This window comes from Aeromonas sp. s4 (assembly GCF_040907855.1).
In the GTDB taxonomy this organism is placed as follows: domain Bacteria; phylum Pseudomonadota; class Gammaproteobacteria; order Enterobacterales; family Aeromonadaceae; genus Aeromonas; species Aeromonas caviae.
On record NZ_JBFOCP010000037.1, the window covers coordinates 1 to 17163 of the forward strand.

The 17163-nt window shown below is 61.5% G+C and carries 18 protein-coding genes and 2 tRNA genes; 11 read left to right on the top strand and 9 right to left on the bottom strand.

The window, feature by feature from the left end; genetic code table 11:
- Positions 1-4 precede the first annotated feature (4 nt).
- The 3 genes from AB5Y89_RS12210 to AB5Y89_RS12220 all read left to right on the top strand — a co-directional run bounded on the left by AB5Y89_RS12210 (position 5) and on the right by AB5Y89_RS12220 (position 621).
- Positions 5-90 (top strand) — tRNA-Leu (locus tag AB5Y89_RS12210).
- 71 nt (positions 91-161) lie between these two features.
- A tRNA-Leu gene (locus tag AB5Y89_RS12215) sits at positions 162-247 on the top strand.
- 101 nt (positions 248-348) lie between these two features.
- Positions 349-621 (top strand): late competence development ComFB family protein, encoded by a 273-nt coding sequence (locus AB5Y89_RS12220; protein WP_029314828.1) that lies wholly within the window; start codon positions 349-351, stop codon positions 619-621.
- On the opposite strand, the gene AB5Y89_RS12225 is transcribed toward AB5Y89_RS12220, so the two are convergent.
- A complete protein-coding gene (locus tag AB5Y89_RS12225; RefSeq protein WP_045522094.1) occupies positions 618-827 on the bottom strand; it encodes a hypothetical protein in 210 nt (69 codons plus the stop codon). The genes AB5Y89_RS12220 and AB5Y89_RS12225 overlap by 4 nt on opposite strands.
- Positions 828-1127: 300 nt before the next feature.
- On the opposite strand from AB5Y89_RS12225, the gene nhaC reads away from it, so the two are divergent.
- The 7 genes from nhaC (at position 1128) to AB5Y89_RS12260 (ending at position 9243) form a co-directional block, all read left to right on the top strand.
- Positions 1128-2537, top strand: a complete 1410-nt coding sequence (gene nhaC, locus AB5Y89_RS12230; RefSeq protein WP_368223864.1) for a Na+/H+ antiporter NhaC — start codon at positions 1128-1130, stop codon at positions 2535-2537.
- A gap of 105 nt (positions 2538-2642) precedes the next feature.
- Positions 2643-3566, top strand: coding sequence for a LysR family transcriptional regulator (locus AB5Y89_RS12235; RefSeq protein ID WP_043152857.1), 924 nt, complete (start codon positions 2643-2645; stop codon positions 3564-3566).
- A 196-nt stretch (positions 3567-3762) separates the two neighbouring features.
- Positions 3763-4908: an ABC transporter substrate-binding protein gene (locus tag AB5Y89_RS12240; RefSeq protein WP_323950872.1), complete on the top strand. Its 1146-nt coding sequence runs from the start codon at positions 3763-3765 to the stop codon at positions 4906-4908.
- Between the two features lie 73 nt (positions 4909-4981).
- Positions 4982-5995 carry an ABC transporter ATP-binding protein gene (locus tag AB5Y89_RS12245; protein ID WP_029302107.1) on the top strand — a complete coding sequence of 338 codons (1014 nt, stop codon included), beginning with the start codon at positions 4982-4984 and terminating at the stop codon, positions 5993-5995.
- The gene (locus tag AB5Y89_RS12250; protein ID WP_024944801.1) at positions 5992-6960 is read left to right on the top strand and encodes an ABC transporter permease; all 969 of its coding nucleotides are present in this window, start codon (positions 5992-5994) and stop codon (positions 6958-6960) included. The genes AB5Y89_RS12245 and AB5Y89_RS12250 overlap by 4 nt, the downstream gene beginning before the upstream one ends.
- Positions 6961-6967: 7 nt before the next feature.
- The gene (locus tag AB5Y89_RS12255) at positions 6968-7783 is read left to right on the top strand and encodes an ABC transporter permease (RefSeq protein WP_323950876.1); all 816 of its coding nucleotides are present in this window, start codon (positions 6968-6970) and stop codon (positions 7781-7783) included.
- A 29-nt stretch (positions 7784-7812) separates the two neighbouring features.
- Positions 7813-9243, top strand: coding sequence for a gamma-aminobutyraldehyde dehydrogenase (locus tag AB5Y89_RS12260; RefSeq protein ID WP_368223865.1), 1431 nt, complete (start codon positions 7813-7815; stop codon positions 9241-9243).
- A 126-nt stretch (positions 9244-9369) separates the two neighbouring features.
- Here the strand turns inward: AB5Y89_RS12260 and cyoE are convergent, their stop codons facing one another.
- The 4 genes from cyoE to AB5Y89_RS12280 are packed head-to-tail and all read right to left on the bottom strand — an operon-like array spanning position 9370 to position 12486.
- A complete protein-coding gene (cyoE, locus tag AB5Y89_RS12265; protein WP_323950868.1) occupies positions 9370-10275 on the bottom strand; it encodes a heme o synthase in 906 nt (301 codons plus the stop codon).
- The gene (locus AB5Y89_RS12270; protein WP_323950867.1) at positions 10272-11282 is read right to left on the bottom strand and encodes a COX15/CtaA family protein; all 1011 of its coding nucleotides are present in this window, start codon (positions 11280-11282) and stop codon (positions 10272-10274) included. Before AB5Y89_RS12270 ends, cyoE begins: the two co-directional genes overlap by 4 nt.
- Positions 11283-11341: 59 nt before the next feature.
- Complete coding sequence (locus AB5Y89_RS12275; RefSeq protein ID WP_048208520.1) at positions 11342-11824, bottom strand: hypothetical protein; 483 nt, start codon at positions 11822-11824, stop codon at positions 11342-11344.
- Entirely contained in the window at positions 11821-12486 is a 666-nt protein-coding gene (locus tag AB5Y89_RS12280) for an SURF1 family protein (protein ID WP_234935869.1), read from the bottom strand. Before AB5Y89_RS12280 ends, AB5Y89_RS12275 begins: the two co-directional genes overlap by 4 nt.
- A 78-nt stretch (positions 12487-12564) precedes the next feature.
- Here AB5Y89_RS12280 and AB5Y89_RS12285 point away from each other — a divergent pair, with 78 nt between their 5' ends.
- Positions 12565-12771: a DUF2909 family protein gene (locus AB5Y89_RS12285; RefSeq protein WP_113978217.1), complete on the top strand. Its 207-nt coding sequence runs from the start codon at positions 12565-12567 to the stop codon at positions 12769-12771.
- Positions 12772-12779: 8 nt separating this feature from the next.
- On the opposite strand, the gene AB5Y89_RS12290 is transcribed toward AB5Y89_RS12285, so the two are convergent.
- Genes AB5Y89_RS12290 through coxB form a run of 4 tightly spaced genes read right to left on the bottom strand, consistent with a single transcriptional unit; the run spans position 12780 to position 16966 of the window.
- A complete protein-coding gene (locus tag AB5Y89_RS12290; protein WP_103859227.1) occupies positions 12780-13661 on the bottom strand; it encodes a cytochrome c oxidase subunit 3 in 882 nt (293 codons plus the stop codon).
- Positions 13662-13663: 2 nt separating this feature from the next.
- Positions 13664-14218 carry a cytochrome c oxidase assembly protein gene (locus tag AB5Y89_RS12295; protein WP_368223867.1) on the bottom strand — a complete coding sequence of 185 codons (555 nt, stop codon included), beginning with the start codon at positions 14216-14218 and terminating at the stop codon, positions 13664-13666.
- Between the two features lie 9 nt (positions 14219-14227).
- Entirely contained in the window at positions 14228-15826 is a 1599-nt protein-coding gene (gene ctaD / locus AB5Y89_RS12300) for a cytochrome c oxidase subunit I (RefSeq protein WP_368223868.1), read from the bottom strand.
- A 9-nt stretch (positions 15827-15835) separates the two neighbouring features.
- Positions 15836-16966, bottom strand: a complete 1131-nt coding sequence (gene coxB, locus AB5Y89_RS12305) for a cytochrome c oxidase subunit II (protein ID WP_324031534.1) — start codon at positions 16964-16966, stop codon at positions 15836-15838.
- Positions 16967-17163 lie beyond the last annotated feature (197 nt).

Sequence of the window (17163 nt, forward strand, 5' to 3'; positions counted from 1 at the left end):
ATGTGCGAAGGTGGCGGAATTGGTAGACGCGCTAGCTTCAGGTGTTAGTGCCCCCCGGGTGTGAGGGTTCGAGTCCCTCTCTTCGCACCATGCTTCTGGCATGTAAAACACAGAAAATGCGCTCCAACCGCATTTAAAAACCAGCTGGAGAAAATCAGTGTGCGAAGGTGGCGGAATTGGTAGACGCGCTAGCTTCAGGTGTTAGTGTCCCACGGATGTGAGGGTTCGAGTCCCTCTCTTCGCACCATTCATTTTGCAAAGGCCCGTTACGAGAGTGACGGGCCTTTTGTGTTTTCATGCCCCATGGCTATGCTGTTGAAGATGCTACGCCACCACGGGGGTTTTCCCATGATCCTGGATACCGATATTCACAACTTCTATGAGCACCTGGTGCTCAAGGAGATAGAAAAACAGGGGTTGGCTCGAACATTGACCCCCTATCAGCTGGCAGACCTCTGCTGCCTGACACTCAACCAGCTTCCTTCCCACTATATCCGCCACGATGTCGACATGATCTACTTCACGACAGACGCCGAACGCAGCGAAATGGAGAAGAAGGTCATCGCCTCCCTGCGCCAGGCCTACGACAAGATCCAGGCCGTCCCCACTCGCCAGGCTTAATGCCAGCCCTGCTGCCAGAGCAGAGTGACGACCCCTGTCATTCCCGCAACCGGCAGCAGGATCAACACCGGTCTCAGCCTGGGTTCCAGCATGACCCAGGCAGCCAGCAAGAACCCCAGGCTCCAGAACCCGTATTCCTTCTCCTGACCCCAGACCAGCACCGCCAGAAGGGCGGCCAAGAGCAGAGCGCGTACTATCCAGTTCATTGGCATTGGTCCGAAAAAACATTAATGATAACTATTATCATCTTTGGTGTTGCCATCTGCAATCGAACTTGCCTATGGATCTCCGGCTATCAAACGGTGTCGATTGAACAGTGAAAAATGCCGATTAGATCAACTATTTTGTGGGATTTTAAAATTTTAAAGCTGTTTTGCCGAATGAGCAGGGATTTTACACCTCCGCTTTATGGTAGATTGCGCCCTCTTTTGGTAAGCCTCTCGGGATCGACGCATCCGCAGGACGAGAGGGGCTGACCTTGGCGAGCAAGAGTTTAGGGAGCGTCTATGCAAAACCAACAACACCACATCCGATTGCCGGGCATGTCGCAAGTATTTGCCTGCCTAGCCATTTTCCTGGCCCTGGCCTTCTCCTTCACCAGCGTGCTGGATCTGCCAATCCAGCTGGCACTGTTCATCGCCTGGTTCGTCATCATGGGACTCGGCATCAAGCTCGGCCATGATTACAAATTCCTGGAACAGGCGGCAGTCGACGGCGTCGCCAAGGGGATGGGGGCCATCCTGATACTGATCTCCGTCGGTGCCCTGGTGGGCACCTGGATTGCCGGCGGCATCGTCCCCAGCATCATCTACTTCGGCCTCAAGGTGATACACCCCTCCATCTTCCTGCTGGCGACCCTGATCATCTGCTCTCTCACCTCGCTGGCCACCGGCACCTCCTGGGGCTCGGCGGCCACCGCCGGCATCGCCATGATGGGTATAGGCCACAGCCTGGGGGTACCCGCGCCGCTGGTAGCCGGTGCCGTGCTCTCCGGCGTCTACTTCGGTGACAAGCTCTCCCCGCTCTCCGACTCCGTGGTGCTGGCCTCGACCATGTCCAACGTCGACGTGATGGAACACATCAAGGGGATGCTGCCCATCAGCCTGTTCTCCTACGTCATCACCGCCGCCCTGTTCACCGTGGTCGGCATGCAGTACTCCGGCAACGTCAGCCTGGAGCAGGTCAATCTGGTGATGGACGCCCTCGACAAACAGTTCAACATCACCCCCATGGCCATAGTGCCCGTTGTGCTGGTGTTGGGCCTGTTGGCCAACCGCAAGCCCGCCTTCCCGGTGATCAGCTTCGGCGCCTTGCTGGGTCTTGTCTGGGCCATAGTCTTCCAGGACATGGATCCGGTGAAGGCGATGCACTCCGCCTACAGCCCGTTTGCCATCACCTCCGGCGTCGATTTCATCGACAACATCCTGGGCCGTGGCGGCATGGAGTCCATGCTGGGTTCCGTGGCCGTCATCATCTTCGGCTTGGGCTTCGGCGGTCTGCTGGAGAAGGTCGGCATTCTGGAAGTGATCGCCAGCGCCTTCGAGAAGCGCATCAACAGCGCCGGCAGCCTGACCAGCCACACCATCGGCACCGCCTTCCTGGCCAACGTATTCGGTTCCGCCATGTATGTGTCCCTGATCCTGACCCCCAAGATCATGGCCAAGAACTACGACAGACTGGGGCTTGCGCGCAAGAACCTCTCCCGCAACGCCGAGTTTGGCGGCACCCTCACCTGTGGCATGGTGCCCTGGAGCGACAACGGCATCTTCATGGCTGGGGTCCTCGGGGTAGCGACCCTCGACTACCTGCCCTACATGTGGCTCAGCTTCACCTGCATCATAGTGACCATCACCCTCGCCTATCTGGGCAAGGGGGTGAACCGTGTACCGGCCACAGAGGCGGTGACAACCCGCTAATTTCCGTAAAAACAACGACAAAGGCGCCATCACGGCGCCTTTTGTCTGGGTGCGATTCGAGGTTAAGCTGGCACTCACCTTGATCCCACATGGCAGGACGCCCAGATGAACTTCACCTTTCGCCAGATCCGCTATTTCGTGGCGGTGGCCGACAGCTTCTCGGTCAGCCGCGCCGCCGCCGAGCTGCACATCTCCCAGTCGGCTGTCACCAGCGCCATCCGCGAGCTGGAGACCGAGCTCGGCGCCGCCCTGTTCGAGCGCAATCCGCGCGGGGTCAGCCTCACCACCCAGGGCCACCAGTTTCTGCTGCACGCCCGTCGCATCCTCGGCGCCATGACCGAGGCCAGCCACTCCCTCAAGGCGGTGGCCCAGCAGGATCAGGGGCGGCTCACCATAGGCGTAACCACGCTGGTGGCCGGCTACTACCTCTCGGAGGCTCTCGGCCGCTTTCGCCGCGCCTTCCCGGCGGTGCAGATCGAGGTGAAGGAGGATGAGCAGCCCTATCTCGAGCACCAGATCGTCAACGGCGAGGTGGACGTGGGGATCCTGATGACCAACCGCACCATCCGCCAGGAGGCGTTCGATACCGAGCTGCTGACCCGCTCGCCGCTGCGGGTCTGGCTCGCCGCCAACCACCCCCTCTGCGCCGAGTCGACCCTCTCCCTCAAGGCGCTCGGCGAGGAGCCCATGATCTCGCTGACCGCCGACCAGCTGGACCAGATCATCGGCGGCGGCCTGCGCCGCTACGGTATCGCGCCGCGCATCGTGCTGCGTACCGCCTCGGTGGAAGCGGTGCGCAGCCTGGTGGCGAGCCAGCTCGGGCTCGCCCTGCTGCCGGACTTTGCCTACCGCCCCTGGTCCCTGGAGCAGGAGCGGGTCGAGGCCCGCGCCATCAAGGAGCCCATCCCCGCCATCGACATCGGTCTGGTGTGGCGGCGCGGCTCGCGCCTTGACTGGGCCGCACGCGAGTTCATCGACATCGCCAGAGATCAGAGCCGGCTACGGGCCCGCCAGCACCTCCCCCGCTAGGACTGAGCCTGAACAGCCGTGACTCCGGCAAAAAAATCAGATTCATCTGCACTCGATATCGATTTTACAGATACCAAAGCCGTTAAAAATTGAAATTCTCATTGCTCCCGGCTTCTCCTACGCTCATGGCTGGTTAACAGGATGTTAATGCCTACTGTGGCGCCGCCACGGTTGCCAATCATGCAAGGAGAGCAAGATGAAATTGACCCCTCTGACCCTGGCCCTGATCCCGGCGCTGCTGGCAGGCCAGGTCCAGGCTGCCCCCACCACCCTCGGCAAGGGTGAAGGCCAGCTCAACATCGTGGCCTGGGCCGGCTACGTGGAGCGCGGCGAGACCGACAAGAACTACGACTGGGTCACCGGCTTCGAGAAAGAGACCGGCTGCAAGGTCAACGTCAAGACGGCCGCCACCTCGGACGAGATGGTGGCGCTGATGAACGAGGGGGGCTTCGACCTGGTGACCGCCTCCGGCGACGCCAGCCTGCGCCTCATCGCCGGCGGCAAGGTGCAGGTGCTCAACCTGGCGCTCATCCCGAGCTACAGCAAGATAGACCCCCGCCTGCAGAATGCCCCCTGGCACACGGTAGACGGCAAGCACTATGGCGTGCCCTACCAGTGGGGCGGCAACATATTGATGTACAACACCAAGGTGTTTCCCAAGGCGCCCGACTCCTGGAACGTGGTGTTCGAGGAGCAGACCCTGCCGGACGGCAAGTCCAACAAGGGGCGGGTACAGGCGTTCGACGGCCCCATCCACATCGCCGATGCCGCCCTCTATCTGATGAGCCACCAGCCGGCGCTCGGCATCAAGGATCCTTACGAGCTCAACGAAGATCAGTACAAGGCCGCCCTCGACCTCCTGCGCCAGCAGCGCAAGCTGGTGGGACGCTACTGGCACGATGCCTTCGTCCAGATCGACGACTTCAAGAACGAGGGGGTGGTGGCCTCCGGCTCCTGGCCGTTCCAGGCCAATACCCTGATCGCCGACAAGCAGCCTATCGCCACGACGGTGCCCAAGGAGGGCGTCACCGGCTGGGCCGATACCAGCATGGTGCACAGCGAGGCGAAGAACCTCACCTGTGCCTATCAGTGGCTGGAGCACTCCCTCAACAACAAGCTGCAGGGGGATCTCGCCTCCTGGTTCGGCTCCGTGCCCGTGGTACCGGCCGCCTGCGAGGGCAATGCCCTGCTCGGGAAAGAGGGGTGCAAGACCAACGGCATCGACAACTTCGATCGAGTGCGCTTCTGGCGTACCCCTGTCTCCCAGTGCAAGAGCCAGGGAACCTGCGTGCCCTACTACCGCTGGGTTTCGGACTATATCGCCATCCTGGGTGGTCGCTGAGATTGCCTGAGTAAATGCCGATATGGGGCCGGACAGGAGTCCGGCCCGCTTCCCACACAGACAAGGACGCCCCATGAATGCCGTACAATTTGACCGGGTCAGCCGCCACTATGGCGAGGTGAAGGCGGTCGATGACATCTCCTTCCAGATCCCGGCCGGCGAGTTTTTCACCCTGCTGGGGCCGAGCGGTTCTGGCAAGACCACCTGCCTGCGGATGATTGCGGGCTTCGAATACCCGAGCGAGGGGGAGATCCGGCTGTTTGGTGAGCCCTGCTCCACCGTGCCCCCCTACGATCGCAACCTCAATACCGTGTTTCAGGACTACGCCCTGTTTCCCAACATGGATGTGCGCGACAACATCGGCTATGGCCTGATGCTCAAGGGCGTCGCCAAGGCGGAGCGTTACCGCAAGGTGGACGAGATGCTGGAACTGGTGCGCCTGCCCGGCGTCGGCAACCGCAAGCCGGGCCAGCTCTCCGGCGGCCAGCGCCAGCGCATCGCCATCGCCCGGGCACTGATCAACCAGCCGCGCATCCTGCTGCTGGACGAACCGCTCGGGGCGCTCGACCTCAAGCTGCGCGAGCAGATGCAGCTCGAACTGAAAGCCTTGCAGCGCCAGCTCGGCATCACCTTCATCTTCGTCACCCACGATCAGCAGGAGGCGCTCTCCATGAGCGACCGGATCTGCATCTTCAATCAGGGCAAGATCGAGCAGATCGCCGCGCCGGATACCATCTACGACGCCCCCGCCACCCCCTTCGTCGCTCGCTTCGTCGGCACCGTCAACCTGTTCGAGGGGGAGCAGGCCCGCCGTCTGTGCGGCGATGCTCGCCAGATGATGGTGCGCCCGGAGCGGATCCGGCTCGCAGAGGCCGGCACACCGGGCTGGTCAGGGGAAGTGCGCGAGGTTGAGTACCTCGGCCCCTTCGTGCGCTACCGGGTCGATCTCGGCGAGCAGCTCGAGCTTATCGTCAACCACCCCAACGAGGGCCAGGCCCGTCTACCCCGTGGCGCCCGGGTCAGCCTCAGCTGGCCGGAGCAGGCGATCCATCGCCTGCACACCGCCCCTCAGGGAGCTCAACCATGAGCGCCCCCCACAGTGCGAGCCTTGCCATGAGCCAACCCACCGCCCCCCTCTCCTATCGGCCGCTGCGGCGCCTCTCCACCCTGCTCTACGGGCGGCCGGGTTTGTTGCTGGCCATCCTGCTCGGGCCGCCGCTGCTGTGGCTTGGCATCATCTATGTCGGCTCCCTGCTGATGCTGCTCTCCAACGCCTTCTTCGGACTGGACGAGTTCAGCGGCCAGATCCGCCACGAGCTGGGGCTGCAGAACTTCGTCGCCCTGCTGCGGGCTGAGAACCTGGACGTGATCCTGCGCACCGTCGGCATGTCGCTGCTGGTGACCCTGGCCTGCGCCCTGCTCGGCTTTCCGGTGGCCTACTACATGGCGCGCTACACCAGCGGCAAGACCCGAGCCCTGTTCTACGTCGGCATCATGCTGCCGCTCTGGTCCAGCTATCTGGTACGGGTCTACGCCTGGAAGCTGATCCTGGCCAAGGAGGGGGTCATCAGCTGGCTGGCAGATACTCTGGGACTGGACTGGCTGCTGGACGCCATCCTCTCGCTGCCGGTGATAGGGGGGCCGTCGCTCTCGTTCTCGCGCATCGGCACCTTCATCGTGTTCGTCTACGTCTGGCTGCCTTTCATGATCCTGCCCATCCAGGCGGCGGTGGAGCGGATCCCGCGCTCCTTGCTGGAGGCGAGCGGCGATCTAGGCGCCACCCCGGCCCAGACCTTTCGCACCCTGATCCTGCCGCTGGCCCTGCCCGGCGTGGTGGCGGGCTCCATCTTCACCTTCTCCCTGACGCTGGGGGACTACATCATCCCCGGCATCATAGGCAACTCCACCATGTACATAGGTCAGGTGGTCTACATGCAGCAGGGCACGGCGGGCAACCTGCCCTTCGCCGCCGCCTTCTCGCTGGTGCCGATCCTCATCATCGCCATCTACCTGACCATCGCGAAACGTCTGGGGGCTTTCGATGCGCTCTAATACCTCCATGAAACGGGACCACGGCAGCCAACCCTCCGGCCTGCTCAAGTACGCGGCCATCGGCGGTCTCCTGTTCCTGCACTTTCCGATCCTGTTCATCTTCCTCTACGCCTTCACCAGCGAGAGCAAGAGCTACCAGTTCCCGCCCCCCGGCCTCACCCTCAAGTGGTTCGAGGTGACCCTCAACCGCCCCGACGTGTGGCGCGCCATCCAGCTGTCGCTGGAGGTAGCGGGACTGGCGACGCTGGCCGCCATGGTGCTCGGCACCCTGGCGGCGGGGGCCATCGCCCGCAGCCGCTTCTTCGGCCAGGAGGTGGTATCGCTGTTGCTGGTGCTGCCCATCGCCCTGCCCGGCATCGTCACCGGCATCGCGCTGCGCTCCGCCTACGGGGTGATGGAGATCCCTTTCAGCTTCTGGACCATCGTCATCGGTCACGCCACCTTCTGCGTGGTGGTGGTCTACAACAATGCCCTGGCGCGCTTTCGCCGCACCAACCAAAGCCTCATCGAGGCGTCCATGGATCTCGGGGCCGACGGCTTCCAGACCCTGCGCTACGTGATCCTGCCCAACCTCGCCACGGCGCTGCTGGCGGGGGGCATGCTGGCGTTTGCGCTGAGTTTTGACGAGGTGATCGTCACCACCTTCACCGCCGGCCAGCAGACCACGCTGCCAATCTGGATGTATCAGGAGCTGATCCGGCCACGGGACAGGCCGGTCACCAACGTGGTGGCGCTCATCATAGTGGCCTGCACCACCATTCCCATTCTGCTTGCCTACTACCTCACCCGCGACGGCCAGGACGTCGCCGGCAGTGGCAAATAACGACTCAACGCGTGCGCAAGGATGCAACCATGAAACTCTCTACCCAACTTTTGATCGATGGTCAGTTCGTCACCGGTGACGGCCAGGCCGAGCCCATCCTCAACCCGGCCACCGGCGAGCTGCTCGCCTCGGTGCCCGAAGCCTCGTTCGAGCAGGTGAACCGTGCGGTGAACGGCGCCCAACGCGCCTTCGCCCAGTGGAGCCGCGCCACCCCGGCCCAACGCAGCAACCTGCTGCTGCGCCTGGCCGATGCCATCGAACGCCACGCCGAGGAGTTTGCGGCGCTCGAATCCCTCAACTGCGGCAAGCCCTACCTGTCGGTGCTCAACGACGAGCTGCCGGCGGTGGTGGACTGCTTCCGCTTCTTCGCCGGCGCCGCCCGCTGCCTGCAGGGGCCGCTGGCGGGGGAGTACATCGAGGGGCATACCAGCATGATCCGCCGCGATCCCATCGGGGTGGTGGGCAGTATCGCCCCCTGGAACTATCCGTTGATGATGGCGGCCTGGAAGATGGCCCCCGTGCTCGCCGCCGGCAATACGGTGGTGCTCAAGCCCTCCGAGCAGACCCCGCTCACCGCCCTGCGCCTGGCGGAGCTCGCCAGCGAGATCTTCCCCCGCGGCGTCATCAACATCGTCTGCGGCCGGGGCGAGAGCGTGGGGGCGCCGCTGGTGGAGCACCCGCTGGTGCGCATGGTGTCGCTCACCGGTGACATCGCCACTGGCCAGAAGATCATGCAGAGCGCCGCCCGCACCATGAAGCGCACCCATCTGGAGCTTGGCGGCAAGGCGCCGGTCATCATCTTTGACGATGCGGACTTGGAGGCCGTGGTGGCCGGCATTCGCACCTTCGGCTTCTACAACGCCGGCCAGGATTGCACAGCCGCTTGCCGCATCTATGCCCAGGGCAAGATCTACGACAAGTTCGTCGCCGCCATGACCGAGGCGGTTGCCTCCATCAAGGTGGGCGGTCCGCGTGAGGAGGGGGTGGAGATGGGGCCGCTCATCTCGGACCGGCAGCGCAACCGGGTGGCCAGCTTCGTGGAGCGGGCCCAGAGCAGCGGTCACGTGGAGGTGACGGCGGGAGGCAAGATCCGCCCCGGCAACGGCTTCTTCTTCGAGCCGACCCTGATCGCCCATGCCCGCCAGGAGGATGAAATCGTGCGTCGGGAGGTGTTCGGCCCGGTGGTGTCGGTGACCCGCTTCAGCGACGCCGAGCAGGTGGTGCAGTGGGCCAACGACTCGGACTACGGCCTCGCCAGCTCGGTCTGGACCCGGGATCTCGGCCTTGCCAGCAAGGTGGCCAGCCACCTGCAGTACGGCTGCACCTGGATCAACACTCACTTCATGCTCACCTCCGAGATGCCCCACGGCGGCATGAAAATGTCCGGCTACGGCAAGGATCTCTCCCTCTACGCGCTGGAGGACTACACGGTGCCGCGCCACATCATGGTCAAGCTCTAGGCTCCACTCCGTCCCCCTGAAAACAAGATGGCCCCAAGGGGCCATCTTGTTTTGCATCAGGTCTGTGCATCCCTGCAGTGCACCAACGCAGCGTCATCATTCATCCGACCGCGACCCGCATCAACATCATGACAACCGCCACAGCCAGTGGTGATCCAGAATCAGCAGACCAAACAGCAACATCAGGTGATAGATGGAGAAACGGAAGGTGCGCATCGCCTGGCCGGGCCGATCCCCGTACTTCAACAGCCAACCATGCCAGCAGAATCCGAGGTTCAACCCAAGGCTGCCGACCAGGTAGACAAGCCCCGACATGCCGATCAGATAGGGCAGCAGACAGACGAGCGTCAGGATCAGCAGATAGAGCAGGATGGCGGTCTTGGTGAAATCGGTGCCGTGGGTGACCGGCAGCATGGGAATATCGGCACCGGCATAGTCATCGCGCCGGTGGATGGCCAAAGACCAGAAATGGGGCGGCGTCCAGGTAAAAATGATCATCACCAGCAGCCAGGGCTCGGCCGAAAGCTGCCCCGTGATGCTGGTCCAGCCCAAGAGCGGTGGCATGGCTCCCGCCAATCCACCGATGACGATATTCTGCGACGTGGCCCGCTTCAGCAGCAGGGTATAGACGACCGCATAGCCTAACAGGCTGGCCAGGGTTAGCCAGGCAGTCAGGGGATTCACGCCCCAATGGAGCAGAACAAACCCCAACAGTGCCAGACAGATCGCAAAATTCATCGCCTGCCCCGGCGTGATCCGTCCCATGGCGACCGGGCGCCAGCGCGTTCTGCGCATCCGGGCATCAATGCCGTACTCCAGAGAATGGTTCATGGCCGCCGCCCCGGCAGCGAGCAGTCCAATCCCCGCCAGGCCCAGTATCATCTCGTCCAGAGAGGCGAGTGTCGGCTCGGCCAGCAGCATGCCCACCCAGGCGGTCAGGAGCAGCAGGGCGACCACCTTTGGTTTGGTCAACTGACAATAATCGTGCACCCGGCGGAGGGCGAAGCGCTGTACCCGCCCTCTCCCATTCATGTCCGGCTCCTGACCATCCCAGGGGATGGCAAGGGGTCGTGATGAGGCAAAGAGAGGCTCCCGCGCGCCAGCACACAACAGGCCAGCAGGTGGGCGGCCACCAGATTGTGTGCAAGGGCGTTGGCCAGCGGCAGGGCCAGATGGACGTTCGCCAATCCCAAGGCAATCTGCACGGTCAGCAGACCCAGCAACAGCCAGCCAAACCCTCTCAGGGGGGTCCGCTGGCAGAGCAGCGCGAGGGCGAAAGCTCCCACCAGCAAGGCCGTGGTCAGCGCTCCCAGGCGATGGGCGATGTGAATGGTCTGGCGCGCCTCCTTGCCCAGCACGCCGAACTCATAGCTGGCGTGCCCCAGAGGGAGATGAAAGGCTTGCGCCCAATTCAGCTCTGCCTGCCAGTCGCCCTGGCACAAGGGAAACTCCACACACGCCATGGCCGCATAGTTCGCCGACGTCCAGCCCCCCAGCGCGATCTGCAGCAGCAGCACGCCGCAGGCCATGCTGCCAAGCCAGGACACACCCTGGTGTACGGGCGGGGGTGAAGGGAAGCCTGCCAATTCGGCCCGATAGAGCCAAAGCAAGGTCAGGATGACGAAGCCGCCCAGCAGATGAGTGGTCACCACCAGGGGATGCAGGGCCAGGGTCACCGTCCACATACCCAGCGCCGCCTGACCTGCAACCAGCACCAGCAAGATCAGCGAGAGGTGACGCAGTCGGCCGCCTGTACGCCAGCCCAAGCCGGACAGGAGCACAATCACGCCTCCCAGCACCCCGGCGAAGTAGCGATGCACCATCTCGCTGCGCGCTTTGTGAGGAACAAGCGGGCTGGCCGGATAACGTTGTGCCGCCAGTTCCGCATGCTCAGCGCGGGGAATGGCCAGGGAACCATAGCAACCTGGCCAATCGGGGCAAGCCAGCCCGGCATCCGTCAACCGGGTATAAGCACCGAGCGCGATGACAAGAACTGCCAGCGCAATGGCCACGGAGGCCAGCCTCTTGTGCATCTTCATATGCCGCCTCGTTGACCGTGCAGTAGCCAGAAGATGCGAGTCCCATGTCGGCTGCATCGTCACTGCACCCCACGCTGATATTTGAGCAGTTGCTGCAGATCCGACAGTACCGCCTTGCCAAGCAACGGCCAGGTCGTCGTGCTGCCGGGTACCTCGTAACGCAAGATGGCCAGCCCGCGGGCGTCCACCAGCAGTATATCCCCCTCCCTCATTTCACTGTTTGCCTCGTGAGGTGGTGTCAACTGGACCAGTTCCAGCTTGTCCAGATTACGGCCAAGTGCGGCCTGGATACGTGCCATCAGCGCGGGGACCTGCCGGCATTGCCCCTCGCAGCGAGGGGCCACCAGATAGACCAGTCGCCATTGGTGCTGATGGGCAGGAAGCGGTTGCAACAGGTAGATCTCCTGGTGCAGCCAGTGCCCCTTGCTGCGCGTGCCGGGTTCATACCAGCCCTGGTGAAGAGTCAGAGCCGCCAGCACCACAGGCAGCAGGATCACCACAGCAAAGAGCGCTGGCACCCGCCAGCGTCGCCATCCGCTCATGGGGAGCACCTCCTCGTCAGCATGACCCCCCCTGACAGAACCACCAGCGCCAAGCCGAGCCATTGCACCGCATAGGCCCGGTGTTTTTCAGGAGGCATGACATTGTGCTGGTAGTGATAGAGGAATGGGGTTCGTCTTTGATACAACACGGCGTCTGCAAGCGGGGCTCCGATTGTCTGTCGCAGGGTCTCGACCCTGATGGATTGCAGCCGGTTCGGGTAGGGGCCTGGTTCTATGTTCTGTCCCAGCAGGAAGCCGCCGGGAGCCATGCGCAGAACACCTTCAAGGGTCATTGCGGCGGGAATGGCGGGATTGGGCAATTGCGACCTGTCGGATGGTGCGGGCACCCATCCCAGGTTGACCAGCAACAGTGAGGATCCCCCCTCTGCGCGTACCGGGATGAGCACGTCATAGCCAACCTCCCCGTTGACGATCTGGTTGTCCAGCAACCAGACATAAGGGCTGACCCACTCGGCTTTCCCTTGCAGAGGCTGGCCATCCAGTGACTCCGGGTGTTGCCAGTCGATCTGGGCCAATGTCCTTGGCCCGGCCTGCTGCATCTTTGCCATCTGCGCCAGCCAGGCCGTTTTTTCCATTCCGCGCTGCCACTGCCAGAACGCCAGCTTGCACAAACCGGCCGTCACCACCAGAGTGAACAACAAGACAAACCAGCGTCTGTGATGCCATGGTCGTCGCTTGTCTCGTGCAGCCGAATCGCGCATATCGAGGAGGATCCCAAGATGTTGATCAAGGTCGTTCTGATACTCATGCTGCTGCTCATCATCGGCCAGCTGTTTCACGCCCTCTGGCTGATGCTCAGTGAAGGCAATACGCAAAAGATGTCGGTACCTCTGGGCCGGCGCGTCTTCTTCTCCCTGCTGGTGGTCATCATACTGCTGCTCTCTCTCGCGATGGGCTGGCTGGAGCCCAACCCGCGCCCCTACTGAGCACGGCATCAAAGCAGGTAGACAAAGACGAACAGACAGAGCCAGACCACATCGACGAAGTGCCAGTACCAGGCCGCAGCCTGGAAAGCGAAATGACGCTGTGGGGTGAAATGATCCCTCAGCATGATGCGCAGCCAGATGATGGTCAGGAAAAGGGTGCCCAGCAGCACGTGCAGTCCATGGAACCCGGTCAGAATGAAGAAGGTATTGCCATAGATGCCGGAATCCAGCCGCAGTCCGAGATCCCGATAGGCATGCAGATACTCATAGCCTTGAAACCACAGGAATGTCAGCCCGAGCACCACGGTTGCCAGCAACATCCCCTTGAGCCGCATGCGTCTGCCGTTTTCCAGACTCATGTGTGCAAACAGCAGGGTCACGGAGGAGCCAAGCAGGATCAAGGTATTGATGAGGGGGATCCCCTGCCAAGGCATGGCCTGGGTCGTGGCCCCGCCGGGCGTCTTGAGCAGGGGCCAGTGAGCGGTGAAATCCGGCCACAGCAGCTGGCCCGTCATCACCCTGTGGCCCGCACCATCCAGCCAGGGCACCGCAAGCTGGCGGGCATAGAACAGCACTCCGAAAAAAGCCAGAAAGAACATCACTTCAGAGAAGATGAACCAGACCATGCCCTGCCTGAAGGATCTGTCCATCTGGGCGCTGTAGAGCCCGGTCATGGACTCCCGGATGATGTGACGGAACCAACCAAACAACATGAATGCCAGCAGGGCGACACCGGCCATCATCAGATACCGGCCGAAACCAGTCTGCCCACTCGCCACTTCATTGACCAGATGTCCGGCCCCCAACGCCAGGAAAAACAGTGCAATGGCACCAATGATGGGCCAGCGACTCTGGTCCGGGACATAATAGGTCTGGTTCACCTTGGACATGGTCATTTCCTCTGTGCGAGTGCCGGTGCAGGTACGGACTCCGTGATGTCATAGAGCGAGTAGGAAAGCGTGATGGTATTGATGCTGTCCGGTAGAGCCGGATCGATATAGAACTTGAGCGGCATCAGCTTGCTCTGCCCTGCCCTCAGCTCCTGGCGATTGAAGCAGAAACACTCCACTTTCTTCAGATAGGCTGCGGCGGGACCGGGAGAGACCGACGGGACCGCCTGACCCACCATGGTCCGCTCCGTGGGATTGAACACCCGAAAGTTGACCATTTTCACCTCCCCCGGCCGCACCGACAGCCGAGCCGTCTCACCGCTGAACTCCCACGGCATCCGGGTATCCGCATGAGCAAGAAACTCGATCTGGATGCTCCGCTTGCTGTCGATCACCGCCCGCTCCCTACTGGCCGCTTGATCAGACGTCTTGCCATTGAGGCCGGTGATCCGGCAGAAGACGTCATAAAGCGGCACCAGCGCAAAGGCAAAACCAAACATGACGAGCACGACCAGAGCCAGTTTTCTGAGCAAGGGGGCATGACTGACCTTGGTCATATGACCTCCCTAACGCTCTTCCGACCGGATATCCGGTGGAGTCTGGAAACTGTGATAGGGAGGGGGAGAAGAGAGCGTCCATTCCAGCCCCTCGGCCCCCTCCCATACCCGATCGCTCGCCTTGGCTCCGCCTCTGATGCATTTGATCACACCCCAGACAAACAGCAGCTGGGACAGGCCGAAGGCAAAGCCCCCCAGGCTGATCAGCATGTTGAAGTCCGCAAATTGCAGGGCGTAATCGGGAATGCGGCGAGGCATGCCCGCCAGCCCGACAAAATGCATGGGGAAAAACAGCACATTGACCGAGACGAGCGAACACCAGAAGTGCCATTGGCCGAGCCGCTCGTCATACATGTGCCCCGTCCATTTCGGCAACCAGTAGTAGGCCGCAGCCAGGATCGAGAAGACGGCACCGGTCACCAGCACATAGTGGAAATGGGCCACTACGAAATAGGTGTCGTGATACTGAAAATCAGCTGGCGTCATGGCCAGCATCAGCCCGGAGAAACCGCCAATGGTGAACAGGGTGATGAAGGCGATGGCAAACAGCATGGGGGTCTCGAATGTCAGAGAACCACGCCACATGGTAGCAAGCCAGTTGAATACCTTTACCCCTGTCGGCACCGCGATCAACATGGTGGTGTACATGAAGAACAGCTCCGCCACCACGGGCAATCCGGTGGTGAACATGTGGTGAGCCCAGACCATGAAGGAGAGCAAGGCGATGCTGCTGGTGGCATAGACCATGGAGCGATAACCGAACAGCTTCTTGCGGGAGAAGGTCGGAATGATGCTGGAGACGATGCCGAAAGCCGGCAATATCATGATGTAGACTTCCGGGTGCCCGAAGAACCAGAAAATGTGCTGAAACAGGACAGGATCCCCCCCACCGGCCGCATCGAAGAAACTGGTCCCGAAATACTTGTCCGTCAGCACCATGGTCACCGCAGCCGCCAGCACCGGCATGACAGCGATGAGCAGAAACGCCGTGATGAGCCAGGTCCAGACAAACAGTGGCATCTGCATCCAGCCCATGCCCGGCGCCCGCAGGTTGAAGATGGTCACGATGACGTTGATGGCCCCCATGATGGAGGAGATCCCCATGATGTGAATGGCAAAGACAAACAGGGCCGTGCTGTTGCCGCTGTACTGGGTGGACAGGGGGGCATAGAAGGTCCAGCCAGAACTGGGGCCGCCTCCCTCCATAAACAGGCTCGACAGGAGGATGAGGAAAGCAAACGGCAGGATCCAGAAGCTCCAGTTGTTCATGCGGGGCAGCGCCATGTCAGGGGCCCCAATCATGATGGGGATCAGCCAGTTGGCGAGGCCGGTGAAGGCGGGCATGACGGCACCAAAGACCATGATAAGGCCGTGTACCGTGGTCATCTGGTTGAAAAACAGGGGTTCCACCAGTTGCAGTCCGGGCTGGAACAGTTCTGCCCGGATCACCATGGCCATGGCGCCACCGGTAAAGAACATGGTGAGGGCAAAGCAAAGATAGAGGGTACCGATGTCCTTGTGATTGGTGGTGTAAAGCCAGCGCCTCAGACCGGCCGCCGGCTGGTGGACATGTTCGCTGTGCAGGGTATCCGTGATTCCATCACTCATGCCGACGCCTCACTTGTCCTTGTCCGGATTGGCCGGGTTGAGAAGGGACTGCACCTCGGCTGGCTGCACAAGGTCGCCGGTCTTGTTATCCCAGGCATTGCGTTCATAGGTGATGACGGCGGCCAGTTCCTGCGCCGTCAACTGTTTGCCAAAAGGCTGCATCGCCGTGCCGCTCTTGCCATGCAGGACGATGTCCAGATGCTGGGCCCGATGTTCCGCCTGTGTGGTCACCTTGCTGCCATTGAGCGCCGGGAAGATGCCGGGCAATCCGGTACCCGCGGGCTGATGACAGGCAGCGCAGTGCCCCAGATAGACTTTCTCCCCCTGCGCCATGGCTTGTGGCAACGTCATGGTCTCCGCTGCCTGCGCCTGTTGCTGTGCCTTGGCAGTTGCCTGCTCGTCTCCCTTTCTGGCAATCCACGCCTCGAACTCCTCTGCGGATTTGGCCACCACAACCACGGGCATGAAACCGTGATCCTTCCCGCACAGCTCGGCGCACTGCCCACGATAGGTGCCCGGCTTGTCGATCCGGGTCCAGGACTCGTTGATGTAGCCAGGATTGGCGTCTTTTTTCACGGCGAAGGCGGGAACCCACCAGGAGTGAATGACATCGTCCGAGGTCATCAGGAAACGGATCTTCTTGCCGACCGGCAATACCAGAGGGTTATCCACCTCCAGCAGATAATTGCCGCCCTTGGGGGCATCACCGGAGATCTGCTGTTTGCTGGTCGCCAGCAGGGAATAAAACGCCACTGGATACTCTAGGTATTTGTAATGCCATTTCCATTGCGAGCCCGTGACGAGGACGGTGAGATCGGCCTTGGAGGTATCCTCCATCTTCAACAGGGTCGAGGTTGCCGGTGCCGCCATCGCGATCAGTATCAACACGGGGATGGCCGTCCACAGCAACTCGATGCGGGTGCTTTCGTGAAACTGGGCGGCTTTGGCACCGCGCGATTTTCGATGGTGCACGATGGACCAGAACATGATGCCGAAGACGAGCAGACCGATGACGCAACAGATATAGAAAATCGTCATGTGCAGGTCATAGACCTGCTGGCTGATGGCGGTCGCCCCGCGCGTCATGTTGAACCGGATCTCATTGGCAAAGGCGCTGCTGCTGATGAACCACATCATCATTCCGGCACCTGCCTGAGCTGCATCGTTTCTCACATTGCACTCCCTGTGCACGTTGGAGAAGATGGCCTGCATTCAATACGCCCAACGCTAACCATCTGAAAATAATGCATTTATTAAAATTCATTTCACATTCAAGTATTAGTCCATATTCAGAAAAAACCAAAATGCAGACAGTCCTGACCAGGCTCATCAGAGCA